The organism is Reticulibacter mediterranei, assembly GCF_016587455.1.
In genome coordinates, this window is sequence record NZ_BNJK01000001.1 from 202,799 (window position 1) to 228,638 (window position 25,840).

At 55.0% G+C, this 25,840-nt stretch carries 12 protein-coding genes and 3 pseudogenes; 4 read left to right on the forward strand and 11 right to left on the reverse strand.

All coding sequences use genetic code 11. The features are described from left to right. Window positions 1-5: 5 nt before the first annotated feature. The gene (locus K3T83_RS01060) at window positions 6-3,683 is read right to left on the reverse strand and encodes a WD40 domain-containing protein (RefSeq protein ID WP_220201149.1); all 3,678 of its coding nucleotides are present in this window, start codon (window positions 3,681-3,683) and stop codon (window positions 6-8) included. A 1,150-nt stretch (window positions 3,684-4,833) separates the two neighbouring features. Between K3T83_RS01060 and K3T83_RS01065 the strand changes: the two genes are divergently transcribed. Next, window positions 4,834-8,526, forward strand: a complete 3,693-nt coding sequence (locus K3T83_RS01065) for a WD40 domain-containing protein (RefSeq protein ID WP_220201150.1) — start codon at window positions 4,834-4,836, stop codon at window positions 8,524-8,526. A gap of 72 nt (window positions 8,527-8,598) precedes the next feature. Here the strand turns inward: K3T83_RS01065 and K3T83_RS01070 are convergent, their stop codons facing one another. Beyond that, complete coding sequence (locus K3T83_RS01070) at window positions 8,599-12,312, reverse strand: WD40 domain-containing protein (RefSeq protein ID WP_220201151.1); 3,714 nt, start codon at window positions 12,310-12,312, stop codon at window positions 8,599-8,601. A 418-nt stretch (window positions 12,313-12,730) separates the two neighbouring features. Between K3T83_RS01070 and K3T83_RS01075 the strand changes: the two genes are divergently transcribed. Beyond that, the gene (locus K3T83_RS01075; protein ID WP_220201152.1) at window positions 12,731-13,516 is read left to right on the forward strand and encodes an IS6 family transposase; all 786 of its coding nucleotides are present in this window, start codon (window positions 12,731-12,733) and stop codon (window positions 13,514-13,516) included. Window positions 13,517-13,644: 128 nt separating this feature from the next. Here the strand turns inward: K3T83_RS01075 and K3T83_RS01080 are convergent, their stop codons facing one another. Both K3T83_RS01080 and K3T83_RS01085 read right to left on the reverse strand, forming a co-directional pair. Then, entirely contained in the window at window positions 13,645-14,481 is an 837-nt protein-coding gene (locus K3T83_RS01080) for a carboxymuconolactone decarboxylase family protein (protein ID WP_220201153.1), read from the reverse strand. Between the two features lie 330 nt (window positions 14,482-14,811). Then, entirely contained in the window at window positions 14,812-16,503 is a 1,692-nt protein-coding gene (locus tag K3T83_RS01085) for a tetratricopeptide repeat protein (protein ID WP_220201154.1), read from the reverse strand. Between K3T83_RS01085 and K3T83_RS01090 the strand changes: the two genes are divergently transcribed. Continuing rightward, window positions 16,457-17,989, forward strand: a complete 1,533-nt coding sequence (locus K3T83_RS01090; RefSeq protein ID WP_220201155.1) for an FAD-dependent monooxygenase — start codon at window positions 16,457-16,459, stop codon at window positions 17,987-17,989. The genes K3T83_RS01085 and K3T83_RS01090 overlap by 47 nt on opposite strands. Before the next feature lie 278 nt (window positions 17,990-18,267). Here the strand turns inward: K3T83_RS01090 and K3T83_RS58575 are convergent, their stop codons facing one another. From K3T83_RS58575 to K3T83_RS58580, 4 genes and pseudogenes are all read right to left on the reverse strand, one after another. Further along, on the reverse strand, window positions 18,268-18,570 hold the full coding sequence (locus K3T83_RS58575; RefSeq protein ID WP_220208374.1) for a hypothetical protein: 303 nt from the start codon (window positions 18,568-18,570) through the stop codon (window positions 18,268-18,270). Beyond that, window positions 18,452-19,047, reverse strand: a pseudogene (locus tag K3T83_RS01100) (IS6 family transposase); the annotation flags it as partial. The pseudogene K3T83_RS01100 and the gene K3T83_RS58575, both read right to left, overlap by 119 nt. A gap of 82 nt (window positions 19,048-19,129) precedes the next feature. Further along, window positions 19,130-19,258 (reverse strand): annotated as a pseudogene (locus K3T83_RS01105) (IS6 family transposase); the annotation flags it as partial. 65 nt (window positions 19,259-19,323) lie between these two features. Further along, window positions 19,324-19,506 (reverse strand): annotated as a pseudogene (locus K3T83_RS58580) (IS982 family transposase); the annotation flags it as partial. 156 nt (window positions 19,507-19,662) lie between these two features. Between K3T83_RS58580 and K3T83_RS01110 the strand changes: the two are divergent. After that, window positions 19,663-23,550 (forward strand): nSTAND1 domain-containing NTPase, encoded by a 3,888-nt coding sequence (locus tag K3T83_RS01110; RefSeq protein WP_220201156.1) that lies wholly within the window; start codon window positions 19,663-19,665, stop codon window positions 23,548-23,550. Window positions 23,551-23,691: 141 nt separating this feature from the next. Here the strand turns inward: K3T83_RS01110 and K3T83_RS01115 are convergent, their stop codons facing one another. The 3 genes from K3T83_RS01115 to K3T83_RS01125 are packed head-to-tail and all read right to left on the reverse strand — an operon-like array spanning window position 23,692 to window position 25,829. Further along, the gene (locus K3T83_RS01115; protein WP_220201157.1) at window positions 23,692-24,228 is read right to left on the reverse strand and encodes an ester cyclase; all 537 of its coding nucleotides are present in this window, start codon (window positions 24,226-24,228) and stop codon (window positions 23,692-23,694) included. A 60-nt stretch (window positions 24,229-24,288) separates the two neighbouring features. Further along, the gene (locus K3T83_RS01120; RefSeq protein WP_220201158.1) at window positions 24,289-24,813 is read right to left on the reverse strand and encodes a hypothetical protein; all 525 of its coding nucleotides are present in this window, start codon (window positions 24,811-24,813) and stop codon (window positions 24,289-24,291) included. 23 nt (window positions 24,814-24,836) lie between these two features. Further along, entirely contained in the window at window positions 24,837-25,829 is a 993-nt protein-coding gene (locus K3T83_RS01125) for a hypothetical protein (protein ID WP_220201159.1), read from the reverse strand. Window positions 25,830-25,840: the final 11 nt, after the last annotated feature.

Sequence of the window (25,840 nt, forward strand, 5' to 3'; positions counted from 1 at the left end):
CTCAGCTAGTTATCACTCTTCTCATCAATCGCTCCCAACGCTCGCAATGTTCCAATTTGCGCCTCAGGCAACCCTTTAACCCCTGTAATATCGAGTCGCTCATATGGACGCTCATACCGTAACGTCTGCACACACTCCCCGTTGTGCAGATCCCAGAACTTGATAGTCCCGTCAATCCCGCAACTGGCGAGCCTGCGGCCATCAGGGCTGATCTTGAGTGACCGAATGGTTCCCTGATGGGCGACCCGGGTCTGCACACACTGCCCACTTTGGGCATGCCACCAGCGTAAGAGCCCGTCGCTATCTCCACTGATCAGTTGATCGCTGCTCGGATCCCAGGTCACGGCCCCGACCATGTCCAGGTGCCCTACCTGGCCTTGCACGCGTTCCGCGCTCTGCATGTTCCACACAAAGACTTCCCCACTGCCTCGACGTCCACCTACACTGACCAGCCATCTCCCATCGGGGCTCCAGGCCACGCTGACGACCGAGCCCTGGTGACCCGAGAGCCGTAACTGCAAGGTGCCATCCTCGCTATCCCACAGATAGACGTAGCCATCCTCGCCCCCACCTGCTATTCGTGTCCCCTCTGGGTTCCAGGCGACACTACGGATCGAGGTCTGATGGGTCTTCTCGGCCCAACACAGGGTGCGCGTGTTCATATCCCACATCTGCATGCCATGCAGATAAGTTCCGCTGGCCAACCGACGCCCATCGGGACTCCAAGCGATGCCATGAAACATAGTATCACGATGATCGGGGTCGTGCAGCACCTGCAAACACTTCCCTGTGGCTGGCTCCCATAATCGAATGGTATTGTCCCACCCACTGCTGGCCAGCATGTGCCCATCAGGACTCCACGCCACTCCGTACACCATCCAGTGATGCCCTCGCAGTTCCTTATGGCCCATCTCATCTCTGACCTGCCAGAGGGTGACCTGCGCATCCGAGCCTGCACTAACGAGCATGTACCCATCAGGACTCCACGCCAGGTCGTAGAAGGAGACTGCATACCCCTCGATGGTGCGCAGGCACTGTCCACTAGGCACATCCCAGACCCGTAACGTGCTATCTTCACTGCCGCTGAGCAAGCGGCGGCTATCGGGGGTGAAGGCCAGATCGTAGACGGCGGCTCTATGTCCACGCAAGGCCGCGCGGTAGCGCTGCTGGGCCATATCCCACATTCGGATGATGGCGTCAAAGCCGCAACTGGCGACGGTGCGTCCATCGGGGCTCCAGGCCACCGCGTCTACCCGTTGGGTGTGCCCAGTCAAGCTCTGGTCCACCTCTCCACGACTCAGATCCCATAATTTGACCGTGTGATCCCAACTGGCACTGGCCAGTCGGGTGCCGTCAGGGGCAAAAGCCAGGCGGTGGATCCAGTTGGTATGACCTAGCAGGGTCTTGGCAAGGGTTGCGGGTCGGCTTTCTTGCAACTGCCACAACTGAATGCGACCATCAAAACCGCCACTGGCGAGCAGGTGCTCATCGGGACTCCAGGCCACAGCGTACACTGCCCCACCCGGGCTGACCAGTGTTTGCAGAGGCTTGCCGCTCGCCACGTCCCATAGCCAGATCATGGCATCCATGCCTCCACTGGCAAGCGTGCGCCCATCAGGAGCAAAGGTCACACTGTAAATGCGACCGGTATGCCAAGTGGTCCAGAGCAAGGCCCCACTGTACAGATCCCACAGCTTGACCGCCCCATCGAAGCTCCCAGTGGCCAGCAGACATTCGTCCGGGCTCATGGCCAGCGTAAACACATTATCGGTGTGCGCCTGCCAGGCCAGGTGTAAGCGCTGGCCTTCCTCGCTCCAGACACACACTTCTCCCCGCCAGGTGCCCGCAGCCCAAAACGTGCCGTTGCGGCTGATCGCGACCGACCAGATGGCATCGAGGGTTTCGGTAAAGATGGTATCGCGAATGTATGCTCCAACCAGGGAGGCATCTTGCATCTGGGTCCCTTGCAAATAGGCTCCACGAATGGAAAGATTAGAGAGATCAACACTGCGCAGATGCCCGCGCTGCAGACGCAGTAGCGCGATCAGGTTTGCTGGTCCATAACCCTGCGCGTACTCAGCCCGTTCGCGCAACTGGTCGAGCAGCGAGAGCAGGTGCTCCTCCAGTTCGACTTGCCCCTGATACACACTTCGTAGGGCTACCAGTAGAGGGACCACTAGCAGCCGTTCCTGGGTCTGTCGTATGTATTCCTTGGCATGGGCCTGTTCCAGTCCGTGCTGGATGAGTCGATCCAGCTGGCGCTGCTGGATCTCGCTGGTTATCTCCGCGATCAGTGCTGCGGTCACATACTCCAGCACTACCGATTGCAGCGTAAAGCTGCCCTGGCGCTGCCCACGCTCGATCAGGGAGCGGCGTCGCAGGCCATCGATGGCTTCCAGCACCCGAACACGCGGTAGGGGTGCGACCAGCATGGCCAGTAACTCATTGATAGTCACCGGCTCACGGACGATCGCCAGCCAGCGCAAGACGGTCTGCTCCAGAGGGGAGAGCCGGGCGAATTGCTCAGTGAGCAATTCAGCAATATTCCCAAAGATCAGCGTACCCTCGACAAGGAACTGGCCGATCTCGCCCCCAAAGAGATCGGTGATGGTCTCCGCCACAATCTTCAAAGCCAGCGGGTTGCCGGTATAGACTGCGACGAGACGAGCCAGGTCCTGTGGGGTGCCAAGCACATCTCTCTCTGCGAGTAGCTGCTCGCAGGCAATGGCATCCAGACCCGAGAGGCGTAATGACCGCACAGGGGTCCCGCTACCCTCCAGCGGTCTCAACTCAGCCGGTTTCTCGCGGGAGGTCAGCAACAGGCAACTCCGGTGCATCGTTTCGCCCATCCGGCGCAGTAACCGCCCGTATCCCTCAAAGCCGGGGCGGAGATGGCCTGTAACTTTCCCTTCCTCCAGAATAGTTTCCAGGTTGTCCAGAATCACAAGTGCGCGAAATGTACGTAAGAGCTCAATTAGAAGGCTAATGCGTCGTTCAAGACTGGCAGACACTTCGCCAAGTTGCTGGGGGGAGAGTACCTGCAGGCAGTCATCGAGTAGAGCGTCGCAAGAGGGAGCATCGCGCAGCGAACGAAAGATCACGACCTCAAAGTGTTCGGCAAGTCGGTGCATCACGCTGACCGCCAGCGCCGACTTGCCGACGCCTCCTATACCCAGCACACTCACGACCTGACAGCGCTCCTGTACCACCCATTGGGTCAGTAGGGTCAGTTCTTGCTCGCGTCCATAGAAGATTGGGACTGCGAGCGCGTCACCCCAATCCACACGTGGCCCAGGAGCGGAGTGAGCCATAATCTGCTCACTGGCTCCGGTTTCTTCGGCCAACGATGGCACAACAAAAGGGAGTGGAGAACGCTGTTGACCCAGTAACACTGAGAGCCACTGTTCATCGAGCAGCACCTTCTGATGAGCCGCTCCCCAGAGCGTGCGGATCTCCGCTGCTTCGCGCCCAGCGGGAAATGCCTGCTGTTTCGCCCCGAGAGCAATGAAGTTTTTGAGGTGTTCGGCTTTGGGATAACTGTTGCCAGCCTCCCACTCCCCTACCGCCCGCCGTGAAACACCGAGGAGTTCAGCCAGTCCCATTTGCGTCAAGCCGATCGCGGTTCGCAGTGTCAGCATCGCTTGCCCGAAAGCATAGTCTCGCTTACTATATGAGGTCTTCATCGACCTCTCCTTTCTATGTAACCTACAAAAGCGAAGCGATGGGAAGTGACACGCTAACTGATGGATGGTGACTTCCCTCTGAAACACTATTATACTAATGTCTGTTGGGTGTGCCCTCCAAGCGGATCAACGCCTGTTCGAGGTTGTATGGGGGATTGGCAAGTGAACCCATACAGCCTCCTCTAACTCTCTCCACCTATAATAACAAATTTTCTGAGAGATGACGAGGACTTTCTTATTAAATAAAGCGCTTCTGAGTCTGTGAGACCTCTTCTCACATGACCTAGAGAAGCGAAGCATATGGAAGTGATATGCCATCTGATGTCCGGTGACTTCTCCAGGGTATACATCTATACTGCTACATAGGAAGAAGGAAAACCCGTTTGCCAAATGGGTTGTGCCGCTTCTGACATAGGATGTAAAGCCGCCGCGATGTTTCACATCCATCATCGCTAGAAGTGATATATTCACAGGTCTCCACCTCTATTGCGTAGGAGGACTTGTTTTTATTTGTCACCCAGATAGGAGTCCCCAATGTTCATTGGCCTGAATACGATAGAGCGAAAGCAAAACGGAGGCTTGAGAGACGGTCAACTCAATAGCGGCATAGCTATATGGGATAGACCCTTATGCGCGTGGTGTCTCTCTGAGCAGGGTATTAAAGCAGGTCAAGGTTCACATGGCATATGCACACAGCATGCTGAACAGGTTTTAAAGCAATGGAGAGAATGCCGTCATCGCCGTCAACAACAGAGCATAGCATAGTGCATGATGCATCAAGTGTAGAGATCTATTTAGTAAAAAAATTAGAAAACCAGGCGTCACAAACGAAGCTGGCATTGTTATAGTGTAGTTTCGGGCCCAGCCTGAGTACAAGCCAGCTGACCCATAAAACAGTGTCGAACTTCATTGAACACTCGTCATCTTCCAAATCATCTGCTATTATAGACGTAGAGAATCGGATAGGTTGTATGGGTTCACTTGCCATTTCCTCATACAACCTCAGCTAGGCGTTGACCCGCTTGGGGGTATACCCAACATACTCTACTAGCATAGAGACATTTCTCGAGGAAGCCACCATCCATCGGATGACGTGTTACTTCACCTTGCTGTGCTTTCACTCCCAGGGTCACGCAAGAAGAGCATGCCGATGGGTATCCGTAACTATGGCGAGCGAGACTATGCCTTTGGTCAGCTGATGGTAACACTGCGGACAACACTTGGTCTGACACAAGCGGAACTGGCCGAATTCCTCCATGTCTCACGGCGTGCGGTGGGAGATTGGGAGGCTGGCAACAGTTATCCCAAAACCGAGCATCTCAAAGTGTTCATTGGTCTCTGTGTGAAACACCGGGCCCTTCCTGCGGGACGAGAGGTCGAGGAGATCCGTGGCCTCTGGAAAGCGGCTCACCAGAAAGTGTTGCTCGATGAGCGGTGGCTCTCTACCCTATTTGACCAATCCGATCCACCACTTGCCTCCCTCGCGCCTCAGTCAGTCAAAGGCACGAGGCCGCTTGAATCACCTGTAACTCAGCCTGCTGCCAGGCCACACATCGATTGGGGTGACGCACTCGCTGTTCCAACCTTCTACGGATGTGAGCAAGAACTGACCCTACTGACGCAGTGGATAGTGCAGGAGCGCTGTCGAGTGATAAGCTTGCTAGGCATGGGAGGTATTGGCAAGTCAACGCTCTCGGTCAACCTAATGCATCAGGTAGCCGAACACTTCGAGATTGTACTCTTTCGCTCGCTACGCGATGCTCCCTCTTGCGATGTGCTACTCGATGACTGTTTGCAGGTGCTCTCTCCAGAGCTTCTCAACACCGTCCCTGCCAGCCTTGAACGACGTATCAGTCTCCTGATTGAGCGCTTCCGCAAGGGTCGTGTGCTCCTGGTTCTAGATAATTTAGAATCTCTTCTAGAAGAGGGGAACATCAAAGGACGTTTCCGTCCAGGCTTTGAGGGATACGGAATGCTACTGCGCCGGGTGGCCGAAACAATGCACCAGAGTTGCTTGCTGCTCACTTCAAGAGAGAAACCAGGTGAACTAAGGGCATTGGAAGGGAAATATGCTCCCATGCGCTCGTTGCGCCTCTCCGGACTGGATGTTGCCGCCTGCGAACAGTTATTCGCAGAGAAAGACGTGATCGGCTCGCCACAAGATTGGGCATATCTCACCGAGGTATATGCGGGCAACCCACTGGCTTTGAAGATCGTGGCCGAAACCATCGCTGATCTCTTCGGGGGCGAGATTGATCAGTTTCTCTCAGGGGATACGGTGATCTTTGGCGGTATCTCCGACCTGCTCTCCGAGCAATTCGCTCGGCTTTCCGCCATGGAGCAGACCATCTTGCGCTGGCTGGCGATCGTCCGTGAGCCGATGACCATCGATGAATTGCAGGCAATGCTGCTCGCCCCTCCTCCACGCGTTCAGATACTCGAAGCCATTGATAGTCTGCGTCGGCGGTCCCTGATCGAGCGAGGGCAACGCCTTGCTAGCTTCACATTGCAAGCCGTGGTGCTGGAGTCTATAACTACAGTGCTGATCACGGAGGTGACGAACGAGATTCGGCAGCGGAAGTTGCATCGCTTCATTGAACATGGATTGGAACAGGCCCATGCCCAGGAATACGTGCGACAGGCCCAGCAGCGGCTGATTGTAGCACCAATTCTCGCACAACTGTACAGCTTATATCATGGACGAGGTGAAATAGAGGAGCAGTTACTCTTCCTGCTGCATCAGTTGCGCGAGCAGGCAGAGCATGCACAGGGCTATGGACCAGCGAACCTGATTGCACTACTACGTCAGCACCGTGGGCATCTGGAAGGCATCGATCTGTCGCGGCTTGTCATCCGAGGAGCCTATTTGCAGGGCGTCGAGATGCGGGGTGCCTCGCTAGCAGGAGCCACCCTCCGTGACACTGTCTTCACTGAGGCTTTCGATGTCGCCTGGGCTGTAGCCATCAGCAGCAACGGCAAGTACTGGGCGGCGGGCAGTGGGCAGGGGGAAGTGCGCGTGTGGCGCGAGGGCGGTCAAATTTTGCATCTTGTTTGGCAGGCTCATACCGACAATACCTATGCCCTCGCCTTCAGCCCGAGTGGACGCACCCTGGCAACTGGGAGTTGGGATGGCACCGTCAAACTGTGGGACCTGGAGGATGGTGCTCTGCTCTGGACGGGTTGGCATACTGACATGATTCGCAGCGTGGCCTTTTCCCCCGATGGACAGACACTCGCTAGTGCGGGAGATGATGCGGTCATCCAACTCTGGAAGGTGACATCCGGCACAAACGTGCAAACACTGCCGCATCCTGACCCTATATTCTCTATGGTCTGGAGTCCTGATGGCAGTATGCTCGCCAGTAGTAGCTTCGATGGCAGCATCCGACTGTGGCAATTGCAGGAAACTCAGCTTGCCACCTGCGCCAAGATCCTCATCGGACATACCAACTGGGTGTTCGCCCTGGCCTTTGCCCCTGATGGCACCCAATTGGCTAGCGGGAGTTGGGATGGCACCGTCAAGCTGTGGGAGGTTGCCAGTGGGCGCGAGCGCCAGACGCTTACAGGGCACACGGAGCGACTGTATGCTGTGGCATGGAGTCCCGATGGACGCACGCTGGCCAGTGCGGGCTTTGGCAACACTATCTGGCTCTGGGATGTCGAACGGAGCAGCTATCGAGTGGCGCTGCATGGGCATGCCGCTGTGGTGTACAGTCTTGCCTTCACTCCTGACAGCAGCAGCCTACTTAGTGGCAGTGAAGATGGCACGTTACGGGTGTGGGATGTTGAAAGTGGACAATGCGTACATATCATACAAGGCTACATGGTCTCCTTCTATGACGTGGCATGGAGTCTCGATAACACGCGGCTGGCTAGTGGAGGTTCTGATATGCTGGTGACCATCTGGGACGTGGCTGGCGGGATGCAGCCTCAGGTATTGCGCGGACATAGCTGGACCGTGTTTGGGGTCGTCTGGAGTCCAGATGGTCGACTCCTGGCGAGTAGTGGGCGAGACAATGCCATCCGATTGTGGGACCCGACCACAGGTGTCTGTCTTCACACCCTCCGCGACCCTGATTATGTCGATACTATCTTCTATGGTATGGCCTGGAGTCCAGATGGGCAGATGGTGGCCAGTGGGAGCTATATGCGTGGAGTGCAAGTCTGGAATGTAGAGACCCACACACGCTGTTGGGTTGGACGCACCCACCCAACTAGAATCCGTTGCGTAGCCTGGAGTCCAGACGGCACGCGGCTGGCTAGTTGTGGTGATGATGGCAGCGTTTGTCTGTGGGACAGCTTTGATGGGGCACTGCTCGCAAGGTTGCCGGGGCATAGTGGCAGGGTTAGGAACATAGCCTGGAACCCGGATAGTAGTCGTTTGGCAAGTGGAGGGGGCGGCAGAGGCGAAGGAGAGATATTCGTGTGGAACGCGCAGAGCGGGGAACGCACACAAACCTTGAAAGGGCATCCTGACAGTGTGTTTGCCGTCGCCTGGAATAAGCGGGGAGATCTGCTGATTAGTGGAGGCAGCGACGGGCGCATTCGTTGGTGGGAGGTCCAGAGTGGGGAGTGTCTAAGGGTATGCGAGGGGCATCAAGGTGCTGTTCAGTCGCTCAAGATCAGTCCTGATGGGCGTTTACTGGCGAGTAGCGGTGATGATAGCGCCATTCGGTTGTGGGATCTTGAGAGCGCCGAGCCTCAGGGGACGCTGCGCCGCGACCGGCCCTATGAGCGGCTCAATATCACAGGGACCAGAGGACTGACGGAGGCACAGAAGATCACGCTGCGCACATTGGGGGCGATTGAGGAGAAGGCCGCCGAATTCCTCCACGATAGCTGAGAGAAGGAAGTCTTCAGTTCCCTAAGCACAACAGTGAGATTGCATTTTCTTCAATTGCTAAGTTGACAATACCTACCAAAGGCCGCCATGATCTGGGGAGCCCGCTCCGTGCGTGGCAGCTGATTCAATCGCACCCAGGGAGCGCAGCGTGATCTTCTGTGCCTCCGTCAGTCCTCTGGTCCCTGTGATATTGAGCCGCTCATAGGGCCGGTCGCGGCGCAGCGTCCCCTGAGGCTCGGCGCTCTCAAGATCCCACAACCGAATGGTGCTATCATCACCGCTACTCGCCAGTAAACGCCCATCGGGACTGATCTTGAGCGACTGAACCCAACCGTCATGCGCTTCGCGCTTTGCCAGACACTTTCCGCTCTGCTGGTCCCACCAGCGGAGCATCCCGTCGCTGCCTCCACTAACTAGCAGATCTCCTTGCTTACTCCAGATCACGGCAGACACGATACCTTCATGTCCGGGAAATGTTTGTAGGCGTTCTCCGCTCTGCACATCCCATACAAACAGTTCCCCACTGTCTCTACCCCCTCCTCCACTAGCCAGTCGGGTCCCATTCTGATTCCAGGCCACACTCGCGACCATACCGCTGTGTCCCTTGAGCGTCTGAAGCAGAGTGCCGTCTGAAGCATCCCACAGGCACACATTGCCATCATCCCCACAGCAGGCCAATTGGATGCTACTCGGACTCCAGGATACGCGGCGGATCTTGGTCAGGTGCGTGAGGCCAACCCAACGGCGGGTATATGTTATCATATCCCACACCTGCACCCCATGCATATAGCTTCCACAAGCCAGCAGCCGCCCATCGGGGCTCCAGGCCACACCCTGAAAAATATTGTCGACATAGTCAGGGTCCCGCAGCAAACGCAGACAGGCACCTGTGGACACATCCCACAGTCGGATGGCATTGTCCCACCCACCGCTAGCCAGAAGCTGACCATTTGGGCTCCAGGCGATTCCATGTACGGTCCAATGATGCCCCAACAACACTATGGGCTGCATTCTGCCAGTTACATCCCAGATGGTGACAAAGGTATCGGTATCTGCGCTGGCTAGCCGCGTGCCATCAGGACTCCAGTCGATGTCGTAGAAGGAGACTGCGTAACCCTGCATGATGCGCACACATTGTCCACTTTCGACATCCCACACCCGTAACGTGCCATCTTCACTGCCACTAAGTAGGCTGCGACTGTCGGGGGAGAAAGCAAGACTGTACACATCGGCGGTGTGCCCATGTAGTATCGCTCGATTGCTACTCCGTTCGACATCCCACAATCGAATCGCTTTGTCATACCCCGCACTGGCCACTGTCCGCCCATCGGGACTCCAGGCCACGCGATGCACACGATCCATGTGCTCCACCAGTGTCTGGCGCTCGTGCCCGCTGGCTACATCCCACAGCTTGATCGTCTGGTCCCAACTCGTACTGACCAGGGTTCTTCCGTCGGGGGCAAAGGACAGTCCCGTCACCCAATTGATATGTCCGGTGAGGATCCTGAGGCAGGTGGCAAGCTGTGTTCCCTGCAGTTGCCACAGTCGAATGCTGCCATCGAAGCTACTACTGGCGAGCATACTGCCATCAGGACTCCAGGCCACTGCATACACAGCGCCACCATAACCGACCAATGTCTGCACGTTCGTGCCAGAAACCACATCCCAGATATGGACAATCGCATCATCTCCACCACTGGCGAGGATGCGCCCATCAGGGGCAAAGGCCACACAGTTGATGCTGTTAGTATGCCAACCTCTCCAGAGCAGAGTGCCACGTTCCAACTCCCACAGTTTGACGGTACCATCCCAACTGCCGCTAGCCAGGGTGCGTCCATCCGGGCTAAAGGCAAGGGCATAGGTATTGTCGGTGTGAGCCTGCCAAACAAGATGCAAGGTCTGTCCTCCCTCTCTCCACACTCTTATTTCTCCTCGCCTGCTACCCGCTGCCCAAAACGTCCCGTCGCCACTGATGGCGACGGACCAGGCGGCGTCAAGAGCCTCGGTAAAAATAGTATCACAGAGGGTGGCTTCCGCGAGCGAGGTATCCTGCATTTCGACCCCCTGCATATATGCACCGCGGATGACGAGATGCGAGAGATCGAGATTTCGTAGATGCCCACGGAGCCCTCGTACCAGGGTGATGAGGTTGGCTGGCCCATAGCCCTGAGCTTCCTGTTCCCATGTACGCAGTTGGATGAGCAATGCAAGTAAATGCTCTGCAACTACCTCTGCATCTCGGTACACAGTGCGCAGGTCCCGGATAACCGGGGCTACGATCAGCCGCTCTTGCGTCTGCCGTACATGTTCCTTAGCTCCTGCCTGCGCAAGCGCATATCTGATCAAGTGATCTAACGCCTCGCTTTGGATCTGCTCACTCACCCGCTCCACCAGCACCTCCGTCACGTATTCCATCACCACCGATTGCAAGGTGAACGTCGCCTGTTGCTTTCCCTGCTCAATCAACGAGCGCCGTTGTAACGCGTCTAATGCCTCTCTTACTATCTCACGAGGGATTGGAGGCATAAGCATCGTGAGCAGTTCGTCGACACCCAGTGGTTCGCGTACGACCGCCAGCCAGGTCAGCAACGCCTGTTCCAGAGCAGAGAGCCGTGCATATTGTTCGGTGAGCAGGTCACGGATATTACTAAAGACCATCCCACCCTGCTCAAGAAAGGCACTGATCTCACCTCCGAAGAGTTCGGCAATAATCTCGGAAACTATCTTCAAGGCCAGCGGATTGCCCGCATACATCTGGATCAGACGCTCCCTGTCCTGCGTAGTGCCAACTGCTTCTCGCTCCTTCAACAACTGCTCACAAGCGGCTGACTCCAGCCCAGAAAGGCGCAGTATGTGCACGGATGTCAGACGACCCTCCAGTTGTCCAAGGTTGGTCGGAATCTCCCGGCTGGTGATGAGCACACAACTCTGGTGCGGCGTTTCGGCCACGCGGCGCAACAGTATAGCATAGTCTTCGTAGCCTGGACGATAGCGACCTTTTTGATCGTGCTCTTGCAGCAGCGCTTCCATGTTATCCAGCACAAGCAGACAGCGCTGCGTTTGAAAGCACTCCAGCAGCAGATCTATACACTGGTCAATGTCGCCTGGAATGGCCGACAGAGGCTGAGGCGAGAGGACCTGCAGGCAGTCGACGAGTAGATCCTGACATGAGGGGGCATCACGCACGGAACGAAAGACCACACTCTGGAAAGCAGGTACAACCTGGTACATGAACGTGACCGAAAGAGCTGACTTGCCAATGCCTCCCATGCCAAACACACTCATCACTTGGGAGTGCTCCTGGATCACCCACTGTTCAAGCTGGATACGCTCGGCCTGGCGTCCGTAAAAATTGCGCACATCGAGGGCATCTCCCCAATCGAAGCGCGACGGGGCGGATAGGGGTTCCTGACGAGCCGGCGGCTCTACGGTCTGGGCTACCCCCTGTTTCAACACTGCGGGAGCAGATGGCGCTGCGAGCTGCACCCGCATCCAGGAGGCATCAAAATCTGCCTGCCGCCCTGCCGCCAGCCACAGCCGTTCCGCTTCCTCATGCTCGCGACCTGAAGCAAAGACATGTTGCTGAATACAGAGTATAAGCAATCGCTCGAGATGCTCTGGTGTGGGCGAGTACACGCCGTGCTCCCAGTACTGAATGGTCTGCTCGCTCATCCCAAGGAGTCGGCCCAGTTCACGTTGGGTCAGCTTCATGGTCTTGCGCAGCCTCACACAGGAACGGCCAAAGGCGTTCTCTCGTTCATGCCCATCGGAAGCTAAACGTTTCATCCCCTCTCCTGACTTTATGGGTGAACCGTCGGCTTGACTATGCCAGCGGATTATTGCTGCTGGGAGCTAACGCCTGCCGTGGCCCCTCAGAACTCCTCACCCTCATCTGAGAACAGAGATCAATCATCTATATCATAGCAAGAAACATAGCATAACGCTAACAGTGGCTATGTTGAGCCTGCCCCGCTTTTGCTGCTTGACTCTCCCGTTACGTGAGACTGTAATAAATATTTGTTTTATAATACGCAATTATCACAGAACTACAACATAGAGTGATCCAATTTACAACTCGCCGTTCTCCGAAATCTGGATGTGATCTCAAGATTCTGATAAGCTAAAGGCACGAAAGATGGTTGTGTTGCGAAAATGGCACTAGTGAGGTAAACTTGGGCTTATTTTCTGAAAAGAGGTCCCTCTTATGGACCATTCGCATCTGTTCAAATGGCGTCATTTCCAAGCAGAGATCATTTTGTTGTGCGTACGCTGGTACTTGCGGTACGCGCTCAGCTATCGCGATCTCGAGGAACTCATGTTGGAACGGGGACTAGACATTGACCATACGACGATCTTCCGCTGGGTTCAGGCATATGCCCCAGAGTTGGAAAAACGCTGTCAACCTCACCTGAAAGCCTGCAATGATTCCTGGAAAGTGGATGAAACGTACATCAAAGTCAAGAAAGCCTGGACGTATCTCTATCGAGCTGTCGATTCTGAAGGAAACACGCTCGAATTTCTCTTGAGCGCAACACGCGATGCCCAGGCTGCCAAACGCTTCTTTCTCAAAGCCCTCAGTGCTTCTGCACGTTCGATTCCCCAGGCCAATACCATCGAGAAGAAAACAGCTCAATCGCCTGCGCCGGTAGCGTTCAATGCAAAGAATGTGGCTCCGCGCGTGATCAATGTGGATAAGAACGCTGCCTATCCCAAAGCCATTGTCGAACTCAAAGCCGACGGAATCCTTCCCGCATCGTTTGACCTGCGGCAAGTCAAATACTTGAATAACCTGGTTGAACAAGATCACCGTTTCATCAAACGTTTGGTGAAACCAGGAATGGGCTTCTTTTCCTTCACCACTGCATGGAAAACATTACAGGGATATGAAGCAATGCATATGATCAGAAAAGGACAAGTGCAAAGAGTGAAGAAAGGAAACATCAGCGGGCAGATCACCTTCATCGCCCACCTATTTGGAGTGGCTACCTAAATTGAACAGGGAGTGAGGCATCCCTCATACGTCCCCAGAGTTTTTGCAACAGTGCCTTATTGCGTGCCGAGGCGCTTATCGTCATCGGGCCGGGCCAGGAAGAGAAGAGGGATCTTCCTGACGAGCACCTAGGGGCGCTCGGTACGATCCGCAAAGACCTTTCTGGCGATGCTGATCCCATTGAGCGCAGCGGGGAAGCCTGCATACACCGCCATCTGCTGAATCGTTTCCACGACTTCCTCAACCGTCGCGCCGACATTGAGGGCAGCATGGATATGCACCGCAAGTTGGGGTTGGGCCGTACCCAGGGCAGTACACATGGCGATGGTGGCGAGTTCTTTGGTCTTATCATCGAGTCCGGGGCGATTGATTACGTCTCCGTAGGAGAACTCGACAATGAAGCGACCCAGATCGGGGGCGATGTCCTTGAGGCTTTCGACGACGGTTGCCCCTGAGCCACTGCTCACCCGCTGGAGAGTCTGCATACCCCGTTCGTATCGATCAGACGTTGTTTCGCTGCCCAGAGATGCCTGGTTGCCTGATGGCCTGTCTCCACGCTGCTCAAAGACCTCGCGTGCTGCTGAGATGCCATTGAGGGCAGCAGGAAAGCCAGCATAGACGGTCACCAGGATCAGCACCTCGATGATCTCTGTGGGACTCCAACCAACGTTGCGCGCCCCATGAATGTGATACCGGAGTTGGGGCGCAGCATTTCCTAAAGCTGCCAGAGCGGCGACGGTACAGAGTTGCCGAGGTTTTAAACCAAGAGCAGGGCGGGAGATGACATCCCCATACCCAAATTCGATGGTGAAGCGGCCTAGCGCAGGCGCGATGTCTTGGAGGGCGCGGATGGGGGCGTCGTAATTCTCCCCCCCAACCTGCCGCAGAATGGCCATCCCACGCTCATAGCGATTAGAATCATTATCAATCGTGTCACACTTATCTTCTTTTTGCTCGCTCATCATTATCACCTTTCCAGTGGATACTCCCTCTCTAGATTATCACATTTCGATCAGCGAGGTTACGTATGAGGCATGTTGGGATTTGCACGAGGGGTACCTGCTTCTCTCCGACAAACTGCTAGACCCTTCTTTTGATGACAAAAAGATCTTTTCAGCGTAAGCATCTTTCATTCTTGGCTCAGACGTTCCTCCCGGCCTCTGTTCACCTTTCTTCAACGCTTTGCAGTACAACTGGAAAACGACTGGCTTTCTGCTTCAACATCCTTGCGAACGAACAAGGTAGGTAGGTGACGCATTTTGCGCATCTCAACGAGAATATGGAGCTTTGAGCGGTTAGGCCACGAGGAGGGTATTGCCAGCGCACGACCTGTATTCTCTCAGCCTGGCAGCAACGCGAAGCGCCCCTCTTGCAGGGTTATGTCTGACCCGTGGATGACATAGCGATAACGTATGGTGAACGAGAAAAGAACAATAAGCGGAGAAAAGTGATGAAAGGATACCATGTGCGAGAGGAGGAGGGATAGCGCTACGTGCTGAAGCGGAAAACGGCTTCAACAGGTGCTGGAGATAGTTCTGGAGGTGCTTCTCGCGGATACGAGAGACGAAGGGGCGCAGCAGTGAAAGCAGAGCTTCGCCTTCGTCGAGGAAGAGCCGTGCATATCCCTCTGGAACTGCTAGGCTGATGACGTGACGCAAGAGCGATCTTGTGCTCGACACGTCTTTGAGCCGGTGATAGGCCAGGCTCCTCAGCAAATCTATCTCCAGCAAGCACCGGAGCTGTCCAGAGTCCCTGGTTTCCTTTTCCCAGGGGGCAAGCAGCGTCAGCGTCTCCAGGGCGTTCCCCTGCGCGAGCAGCCAGCGCGCCTTCAGTAACGCTTCCTGAAGGCGATACAGCTGGGGAAGATGCTCTTCTGGCTCCGGGGAGGGCGGAAGCCAGCGCGAAAGTTCGGTCAGGGGATCGAGAGCCTGGCGCAGGCGTGCCTGCACCATCTGGATCGTTCGAGAAAGATGAGGCGAACGCGCTGGATACGCACGGGCAAGCAGCGTCGAAAGCCTCTCCTGCGCCTGGCGGACCTCTCCACGGGCGTGGGAGATCCGCACCAGCAGAAGCGTCGTCCGCACCTCAAGCGGCTCATCCGCCAGTTGTCTTGCCAGGTCAAGCGCTTTTCGTGCCTCCTCTTCGGCGCGCTCCAGATCATTCCACTCATAGGAGAGTTCCGCCAGACCTGTGAGCGCTTTGCCTAGATCAGAGAGGTCCTCGTCTGCCAGCTCTACTACCTGCCTGAAAAACGTGGCTGCTTGCCGCAATTCGCCTGCCGCGCCACATACCTCGCCCAGAGAGAGGAGCGCGACCCGTTTCCCGGGCTGATTATTGGTCGTCTCGCAAAGGGAGAGGATCTCCTGGTAGTATGCTCTCGCCGTGGCAACCTGCCCCGCCTGCCGTGCAGCTTCTCCCATTACACCCAGACAGACGGTGCGCCATACGGACTGCTCGTCGGAAAGCCAGGTCAACGCCTGCCTGGCGAGATTCGCGGCTTCGCTGACACATTCCTGCCGTGCAGCCAGGAGCGCGCGAAAAGCGGCAACCTCACCCTGCTTGAAGATCAGTCCGGCCCGTCTCCATTCCCGCCCCGCTCCATCCAGAAAGGTCTGGACACGATCCCTGGTCGTCGGCGCGAGGTGGTCAGAGGCAGAGAGGAAAGTGAGCGCACACGCATTAATGAAGCTCAAGACCGGGTGTGCCAGCACCAGCGTTTCAGGGAGTTGCTGCAACCAGGTCTGCATCCTAGACAGATCATGACGCTCGGTGTAGTGCTGCTCTTGTCCCACATAGCGTTCAAGAAGCGCGACTGCCTGCGAATAGGCACGTGCCTGCAAGGTGACTTCGATCGCTTCCGACAGGAGGCCGTGCTGCTCGTACCAGGCCGCTGCTCGCATCAAGCACAAGATCTGGGCATCTTGCGTCAGGCGTCTCAGCTTGCATCGCTTCAGCGAACAGCGCGTGATAGCGATACCATTGCCCATCGTCCCCAATCGTCTGGAGAAAAAGGTCTGCGTGTTCGAGCGCTGTCAGGATGGCCTGGCTATCGTTTCGCCCTGTAACAGCATCGCAGAGGGAGTTTCCGCCCTACTTCGTAAGCGAACGAGCGGCGATACGTGGCAGGTACGGGCAAGCTATCTGGTGGGTGCGGATGGCAATCATAGCACAGTTCGCCAGACCCTCGGCATCTCAAGGCAAGGACCCGGTGTGATTGCCTACATCCCCAACGTCATCTTCGATGCCGATCTAAGTGCGGTTCTGCGTGGGCGACGAATCACACTCTGCTACATCGATAATCCTCAGTTGCCCGATGGGCAGGGCTTTCTGATGCCCATCGACAATCAGCGGCGCTGGATGTTTACCTCCGCTCTGCATCCCGAGCGCGGAGAACGCCGTGAGGATCTGACCGATGAATACTGTACCCAGCTGATTCGCATCGCTGTTGGCGTGTCCGATCTTGAGGTCAAGATTCTGCCTGCCTACCCCTGGGACACGGTCAAAGTGGGGCTGTGGGAACTGACCGCCCTCTGGGCCGAGCAGTACCAGCGGGATCACGTCTTCCTGGCCGGTGACTCGGCACACACGATCCTGCCTACCGGCGCGATGGGGGCCAGCACTGGTATCCAGGATGCGTTCAATCTCGCCTGGAAGATGGCCCTGGTCCTGGGCGGACAAGCTGCTCCTTCTCTGCTCGCCTCCTACCAAGAGGAGCGACTCCCGGTTGGCAAGTTGATGGTGGAGCAAACCAGGGCTTTCCAATTCTCCCATCTAGCGGGAGTGCAGAGGGCGGCAGCCCTTTGCCGGGGTGCGGGGTGTCCCCGCAAAAACCTTTTTTCTTCTCTTTTGCGCGCCGCCGCAGGCGGCGCGCGAAGGAGGGAAGGAAACTGGGGACGCCCCAGGCCCCGGCAGGGAGACCCCTGCACCCCTTTGAGCGGAGAACTGGAAAGCCCTGTGGAGCAAACGATGCAGCGCTTCCTCTATCGCACCCACAGCGCTTCCAGTTCTCTGATCGATGATGCCTCGCTGATCTTCGGCTACCGCTACCAGCGTGGAGCAATGGTGGCAGAATTGGACTCGGCTGGAGCTTCCCTGACACAGCATCCGAGGACACTCGCAGGCTCGCCAGGAACGCGTGCTCCCCATATGGTGCTTGAGCGCGCCGGAGAGTGTCTCTCGACGATAGACCTGTTCGGACGAAACTTTGTGGTGCTGGTAGGCTCGGAGGGATTTCCCTGGATCACTGCCGCACGCACCGTGGCTGAGCGCCTGGGCATGCCATTGGATGCTTGGCAGATCAGCCCCGCTGGGCTACGTGATGTCGAAGAACGCTGGTATGCAGCCTATGGTGTGAGCACCACCGGAATGGCTCTGGTGCGCCCCGATGGATTCGTCGCATGGCGTTCCCCAGCACACAAGACACAACCCGAGCAGGCCCTGGAGGATGTCCTGACCCGCATACTTGGAAAATAAATCGAGGTCAAGGTGAGATGGGTCCAGGTTCTTATAGAGAACGTCTCTCTTCTCCCCATCTCACTCTACCATTTGGGCAAAAGGACGATATTTGTCATGCCTCCTGTTTCCAGAGATGAAGACGGGTGGAGTTCTCATTAAACCAAGGTTTTTGGCACGCTGCTGTGCCCCTCGTAACGGACAAATGAAGGGCATCTTTCCAGATGCCATGTCTTTCACGGGTTTTTCTGTTGGAATCCCAAAACGTGCGTTACTCGTTGACGGCTGCCCAGATCATTTCACGCTTTGCCCATCGCGATTCCGTCGAGGTTGACCGTGTTTTGCGCCGTTTGTGGGATGGAAATCGGAGGACTCCCTTGTGTGGAGAGAGGGAACTGGTTATTGTCTGTCGAAAATTCGTCGCGCATCACAACAAAAACGGGCCGCCGAGTCAACGTTTCCAAAGCCATGCATAGGATACTATCGTTGCTTGATTCCCCTATGGTCTTGCTCCAGGTGATTGTTGAGGTATGTATTGGTTCGATGATGTACCTGATCGCCCACTGTTTCGCGCACGGCTCGTGGTGAGGTGCCGTGTCCATCTGTTGTCACCCGTTCTGGAGCGTGGCCGCCTCCATATCCCGCGTTTTGCTCAAAAGCGAATCCACCAAATTGCCATCGTGATCAATCGCTCGATAGAGATAGCACCACTTTCCATGCACCTTGATGTACGTTTCATCGACATACCAGGATTTCCCCGCTTGTCCATGCTGCTTTCCTTGCAATTGGTTCGCAAGTAGCGGGGCAAAGCGAGCTTCCCAATCGTCTTCCTGTCTCATGAAGGTCCACCCGCGCTCCAAAAACATTTCAGCCACATCACGAAGACTCAGGATGTCTCGTAGCCGCCAAAGTACGACGAGGAGGACGATATCCGTCGGGTATTCGAGATAATTGAAGGGGGTGCTGGTGCGTTCGTTAAAAACACGTTTGCAAGCTGAGCAGCGGAATATCCGGTATCCGAGGATGTTTTTTTTGCGTTGTTCTTTCGTAGAAAGGGATGTACAGTGTGGGCAATTCATGGGTCACTCCTCATAAGATGTATGCTTCTCACAAGCATACTCCATGAGTGGCCGCTACGCCAAATCATCATCTGAGTTCTGACAGAACCCTCTCCAACATGATCTCTTCTGGATCCCGATAGCTGAGTGCAGAGCGCAAATACCAGCGTACACGCAAGAGCATGAGGTCGGGCTGGAAATGACGCCATTTGAAGGGGTGCTGTTCGCTCATGGTGGCTCCTCCCACGTTCTTTTCCTCTCACCATAACAGATGAGCTTCTTTCTTGCAACACAACCCAAGTTGGCCGCTTGTCGCACAAAGGTCGTTCGATGTATCTGGCGCAGAGTCGGAAAGAAATACGAACAGTGGCGACGGAAGTAGTCAAAGAGGGCGCTATCCTGATTCAACCCCAGATACGATCCCACCACTTCCATCGTGAGCACCTCGCTGTCGCAGAGCTTGGGGGCTGGACCAAGCTGGCACAACTGCTGTCCGTATTTAAAAAGAGGTGCCTGTCACGTCTATATAGTGAGATGCATCTATCTATCCTCTTAGTGCATATGTTTCAGCGCCGCCATTTATGGCTTTTAACAATCTATTAAGCCATCCTTCTCTTATCCAAAGGGAACAAACATATGTCTGACAGTGAGTCTGACCATACAGGTCAACAAATTGGCAACTACCGTATCGTGCGCATGATCGGTCGCGGAGGCTTTGCCGATGTGTATCTGGGCAAACATCGCTATCTCAACAGTCCGGCGGCCCTCAAAATGCTGCGCTTCTCGCTCTCTGATAAAGATGCACAGAGCTTTCTGCAAGAAGCTCGAACCCTCGTACGTCTTCACCATCCGCATATCGTGCGCGTGCTTGATTTTGCCATCGATAATGGCTCTCCTGTGCTCATCACGGAGTATGTCTCCGGCGGCACTCTGCGCCAGCGGCATCCTCGTGGCTCGCGCTTACCACTGTATATGGTAGTGGATTATGTTGAGCAGATCGCCTCGGCTCTGCAATATGCTCATAACCTGCATACCGTCCATCGCGATGTCAAGCCGGAAAACATCTTACTGGATGAACGTCAATCATTGATCCTTAGCGATTTTGGGCTGGCCCTCTTTGATATGCCAGACAAACGCAGTACTCAGGAGTTTGGCGGCACGCTCCCCTATATGGCACCGGAGCAGGCACACGGTAAATCTTCTTTTGCCAGCGATCAGTATTCGCTTGCCATTATCGCTTATGAATGGATCACAGGCACCCGGCCCTTCGAGGGGACTGGCATGCAGATCCTCCAGCAGCACCAGATGAGGCCACCACGCCCCCTGCTCGAACACTGCCCTGATCTTCCCGTCGCCGTCGAACAGGTGGTGCTCAAAGCATTAGAAAAAGATCCACAAAAGCGCTACGCGAGCATCTCTACCTTCGCTCATGCGTTAAAGAGCGCCTGCTTCCAGCGTGATCAACACGACGAGAATTCTCCATCAACCACCCCTTTACAAACCGTTTCGCAATTCCGCAGCGTATCCATTCCTGCCTCTGATCCCCATGCGCCCGGAAACACGTCAGCAATGACCGTCTTTCTCTCAGCAGCTCCTGGCTGCGAGGCAACGGTGGCCTATCTGGCGGCAGACCTGAAGCAGAGGGGCATCAGAATCTCTAATGATCTTCTCCAGCCAGGATCAGATCAGGAAGCACTACGACAGGCCGTACGTACCACCCATCGAGTTGTCATAGTGATTACGCCGCAGACGCGCTCATCTCGCCTGATCAGAGAGCATCTGCATCTGGCTCTGATGTATCAGAAAAAGCTTGTGCTGGTCTGGATGCAGGGAAAAGGAATGGCCGCGCTACTGCTGGACCAGATATGGAAACCATTTCTCCCGGTGGACGTGATCGATGCTCGTGGCGAGCGCTACCGAACCGCGATCGAAGAACTGCTTGCCTGTCTGAGGGAGGCGCATATCTCTCCTTTTGAATCAAGCACAAAGATCCAGGAGACGCTGCCAGAACCACGCAACCCCTACAAGGGGCTAGACGCCTTTCGCCAGAGTGACGCCGTTGATTTTTTCGGACGTGAGGCTCTCGTCAGCGAGATCATTCAGCACCTCGGAGCGATGCTGAAAGCTGAACAGCAGGGTGGCCCTGGCTCCCGGCTCTTTGCGCTGGTCGGAGCGAGCGGATCGGGCAAATCGAGCGCCATACAGGCCGGTCTGCTGCCACAATTGCGCAATGGAGCGCTTCCCGGCAGCGAGACATGGATCTATGCGCCGCCCATTGTGCCGGGGACGCACCCTCTCGAAACACTGGCCCGGATGCTGGCACCGCAGTTCCCCGACCGACCGGTGAGCACGGTTCTCGCAGATCTGCTAGACGACTCGTCTCACGGGTTGCACTGGTATGCCGCACGCATGGTCAAACAGTCGGGCAGGCGCGTCGTGTTTGTTATCGACCAGTTTGAGGAATTATTCACTCAGACCATTTCGCCAGATGAACAGCGTATCTTCGTCGATTTACTGGCGGCAGCCGCAACAGAAGAGCATGGTCCGGCCCTGATTCTGCTCACCCTGCGCGCCGATTTCTATGACCGCCCGATGCTCTATCCTCACCTCTATCAACTGATGGAAGCGCATCATCAATCTCTGCTGCCGATGGAGGTTTACGAACTGCGCCAGGTGATCGAGGAACCGGCAGAACTGGCGGATGTTCGCGTGACGTTCGAGGGCAATCTGGTGGGCGACCTGCTCTTCGAGGCCCAGGGCCAGGTGGGTGCGCTGCCACTGCTGGAATTCACCCTCTACCAACTCTTCCAGCGACGTAATCAGCGGACGTTGACGCTCACAGCATATCAAGAGATAGGCGGCGTCAAAGGTGCACTGATCAAGCATGCCGAAGCGGTCTATGCCTCGTTGCCCTCCGAAGAACATCGCAACCTTGTACGCGTGCTTTTTCTGCGCCTGATCAATCCCGGCGTGACTGAGCAGGATACGACCCGCCGCCGCGCAACGCTCGAAGAACTCACGCTACCCGATGCCAGACAGACTGCTCTGTTACAGGATGTCGCAAGTACCTTCATCACGGCACGTTTGCTGACAGCTAGCGAGCAGGCGGGCACCACAACCGTAGAAGTGAGCCACGAGGCTCTGATCAGGGAATGGGCGCGCCTCTACAACTGGCTACGCGATACGCGAGAGGATGTCCGGCTCCAGCAGGCAATCAGCAAAGACGTTGAGGCGTGGGAGCAACGACGCAGGCCAAAAGACCGCCTCTATCGCGGCACCCAACTGAAAGAGGCGAAGGCATGGGCCGGACGTAGCCAGCCAAGCAAGCAGGAAGCCGCATTTATCCGGGCCAGCGTCGGGCGTCAGAGACGCTTCGTTGCCAACATGGGTGTGATTTTTCTTCTGCTTGTTGCCGCTGCAGGTACCACTTACTGGCTTGCAATCCCCACCTTAGTCATGAACAATAATGACGGCGGGCCAGGATCGCTCCGTTGGGCCATTGACAGAGCACCAGCAGGGAGCACTATCCAGTTTATGCCCAATGTCAGGGGAACCATCCAGTTGAAGAGCAACGACCTGCTTGTGAGTAAAAATCTGACCATTCAGGGACCAGGAGCAACGGCTCTCGCTATCAGTAGCGGCAATAGTGGATATGTCGTGCACATAAGCGATGGGTATGTTGTGACTATATCCGGTTTGAGCTTTAAAGAGAGCAATACGGCTGCAAAAGCAAAAGCAGGCATTGTGGCTAACGATGGAACCCTCAAGCTTATGAACGTGACGATTTCCGGCAACTCGTCATCTGGTTCTGGAGGGGGGATCTTCAATAACAAAGGCGCGAGACTCACGTTGATCGACAGTACTGTTTCCAACAATAGCGCTCAATATGGTGGAGGGATTTATAATGCCGGTGGTACACTCACCATCAATAGAAGCGCCATCTTTGGGAATAATGCTACTGGAGTCAAAGGTTCTACGGCTGGCGGCATCCTCGCCTTTGGCAATCTCTCCATTATCAACAGTACCATCTCAGACAATATGGCCTCTGATACTGCCGGGGGGATCTACATTACCGGAGGGAAGGCCACCATCGCATTTTGTACCATCTATCAAAATAAGGCGCAACGGAGTGGAGGGGGCCTCTCTATCGATGATCAGGGAGGAGTAGCTCATGCGGAGATGGAGGATAGCATCGTAGCTGCCAATAATGCGCCAATTGGAGCAGATATTCTGGGAACACTTACCTCACGCGGCTACAATCTGATTCAGAATGTTTCACATGCATCTCTGCTCCCTGGAAATGTTGTTCCGACTGATCTGAAGGGGATGTCACCAGACATTGGTCCCTTGAAAGATAATGGTGGACTGACCGAAACGTACGCATTGCTTCCAGGGAGTCCTGCGATTGACAAAATTCCGAGTAAAGTTTGCCTCACTATCGTCTCTACTGATCAACGTGCAATGAAACGGCCACAAGGCACCGCCTGTGATATCGGGGCATTTGAGGCCGCTCCTTCTCCCTGAGAATATGCCGAGAGAGTGAGATGGGTGTCTCTGGTGTGGGGCCGCTAGCCCCACACCAGAGACACCCATCTCACTCTCTCCAACGAGCATCGCAGACGCGAACAGCCAAGCAAATAGTCAGGACAGGGCGTTAACTTTCAATCAGGCGGATATTCTCTGACACCTGCCTAACCAGCACCTGAATCTCTTGTCACCACCACAGTCCGCGTCACGGTTACAGGTACCATCCGGGAAAGGTGTATCGGGATCAATAAATGGGTCCTGTAGTTTCAACAGATTTATCAACCTGTAGAGTGCATCAAGTGTGTTCCAGTTTTCGACAATCCTACCGTTTTCAATGTGGTCGATACCAATACTCTGAAGCGTGAAGATCAGAGGGTTGGCTGGATCATCCTTATTGTTGAGCGTGCACTCCCAGGTCATACATGTCACCACCTGATCATCCTCAGCAATCTGATCCTTAATATAGACATGGATGTCGAGGAACTCTTTCTGAATCCGTGTAACAACCTCCTTGAGCCTATCCGGGCCTTTCAATTCGTCCTCAAAAAATTCAGGCGGTGCCGTGCGGTCAGCGTAATCGTCAGCTATCAACTCGTCGATGATATCCAGGTCTTTCTTATTCCACAACTTTTTATTGAAGCGACGTACAATACGTTTGTTGTATTCTTTTGTCATCAAACGACCTCCTTTTTGTGTTGTTCCAGCGCATTCTTTGAGAGTGCTATAAAACGTACATTACTGTAGTACTGGCCCAGGTGTAGGTGTAATGTTTAAACCACCTCCCATTAATAGATTTCCCGTTTTTGCGTCAAAAACCTCATATGCATAGCGATAGGTGACAGTTACCGGTTTTCCGTTATCGGTCGAGGGGCCGGGAAAGGGAAAATTGCCCAAAAGTTGGGCAAAGCAGAGCGGGTAATTATCGGGAATACCCAGGCCTTGCCTGTTAATAATCGCGTTCACCTGTTTACTGGTCATAAAAGTGACATCAGCCTCAGTAATAGTGATTGAAGATCCGGGAGCATCGGTGAACAGCATGGGACGTGATTTGATATACAGTACGACATCATGTTTGGTAAAGGCCGGTACTCCGTTCAATGTTGGCTTGATGGCTGGCTCTCCTACAACTTGCACAACAGTGCCTTTAGGCAGAGGAAGCTCGTGCTCTGGCGACTGTCCATAGTTGTTATATCCTAGCAGGAGGATGATCAGAATGAGAGCCAGGATGAGAGCGAGAGAGAGAAGTGCTGCTCTACGCATAGGGGCTATTCTCCTTCATCTATCTAAGGAACCGGCGTTGGAGTTGTTAAAGAACAGCATCGGGTGGAGAACGTGCCTCCATTTGAGGTAATGGAGGGATTTGTATCCCAGTGTGGGTATGGTGGGTTATTATCCAGGACGCTCATCCCTGCTTGCGTTTGTATTTTATACGTGAAAGACACATTATTAGAGGTGATAGGATGAACAGCGAAGAAGTTATGTGTGAATATCGCCTGCTCAGCGGAAGCGCCGCTTGAACCATGTAGCTCCTGTCCAATGCGAATCTTATGAGCCGTCATCGGGTTAGGGCTTGATGGTACTACAAACTGAGTGGTCATGCTATCACTGTAGATAAATACCAGGAACGACGAAGGTGATGAACGCATATCCTTAATGATCATAAAGTGAACGTTGTTCCCATAGGAGGGTACAGTGGGTGCGGTAGGTAACGATGTAGGTACAGGTGTCGCTGTGGCGCGAAATGGAGATGTAGGTACAGGTGCTGGTGTGACAGGGACAGGTGTGAGAGGAGGAGGAGATGCTCCTGCCGTTCCCAACAGCAGATAGCCTGGGGTGTTGGCGCCAGGGCTGTTGTTAGTGGCGGCAGGACGCATATCGTATGCGAAAAAGATCTGATTTGAGGAATCATGATGCATCATATATCCTACCTCTACCCAACACCATTTAATGCCCTGCGCATGACATCCCCCGCTATCGTCAAAAAGCCACATTTCATCATCAATCAGCCCATCGGTGTCACAGGTAGAAGCACATTGGAGGTGAGCTACTGAGATCTCAGTATAAGCACCATAATACTCCGATGCACCATTGTCCCACTGATTTCTACCATAACATTTATTATCACACATATATTGAGAGGTATGCTCTAATACGACGTTCGCGAAGGCCTGCCCTGATTCCATGAGGAGAAGCACGGCTGTCAGGACAAAGGCAATGCAAATACGAATACTGCCAGGAGCGAGCTTACTCATAGCTGTTGATGGCTCTGTGTTCATACGGTTGTCCT

What these genes read in the sequence shown, in the direction of transcription:
- K3T83_RS01110 (WP_220201156.1), top strand. Translation starts at nt 19,663, where the DNA reads ATGTCTGACAGTGAGTCTGACCATACAGGTCAACAAATTGGCAACTAC.
- K3T83_RS01065 (WP_220201150.1), top strand. Translation starts at nt 4,834, where the DNA reads ATGGGTATCCGTAACTATGGCGAGCGAGACTATGCCTTTGGTCAGCTG.
- K3T83_RS01080 (WP_220201153.1), bottom strand. Translation starts at nt 14,481, where the DNA reads ATGATGAGCGAGCAAAAAGAAGATAAGTGTGACACGATTGATAATGAT.
- K3T83_RS01060 (WP_220201149.1), bottom strand. Translation starts at nt 3,683, where the DNA reads ATGAAGACCTCATATAGTAAGCGAGACTATGCTTTCGGGCAAGCGATG.
- K3T83_RS01125 (WP_220201159.1), bottom strand. Translation starts at nt 25,829, where the DNA reads ATGAACACAGAGCCATCAACAGCTATGAGTAAGCTCGCTCCTGGCAGT.
- K3T83_RS01070 (WP_220201151.1), bottom strand. Translation starts at nt 12,312, where the DNA reads ATGAAACGTTTAGCTTCCGATGGGCATGAACGAGAGAACGCCTTTGGC.
- K3T83_RS58575 (WP_220208374.1), bottom strand. Translation starts at nt 18,570, where the DNA reads ATGGACACGGCACCTCACCACGAGCCGTGCGCGAAACAGTGGGCGATC.
- K3T83_RS01120 (WP_220201158.1), bottom strand. Translation starts at nt 24,813, where the DNA reads ATGCGTAGAGCAGCACTTCTCTCTCTCGCTCTCATCCTGGCTCTCATT.
- K3T83_RS01115 (WP_220201157.1), bottom strand. Translation starts at nt 24,228, where the DNA reads ATGACAAAAGAATACAACAAACGTATTGTACGTCGCTTCAATAAAAAG.
- K3T83_RS01085 (WP_220201154.1), bottom strand. Translation starts at nt 16,503, where the DNA reads ATGGGCAATGGTATCGCTATCACGCGCTGTTCGCTGAAGCGATGCAAG.
- K3T83_RS01075 (WP_220201152.1), top strand. Translation starts at nt 12,731, where the DNA reads ATGGACCATTCGCATCTGTTCAAATGGCGTCATTTCCAAGCAGAGATC.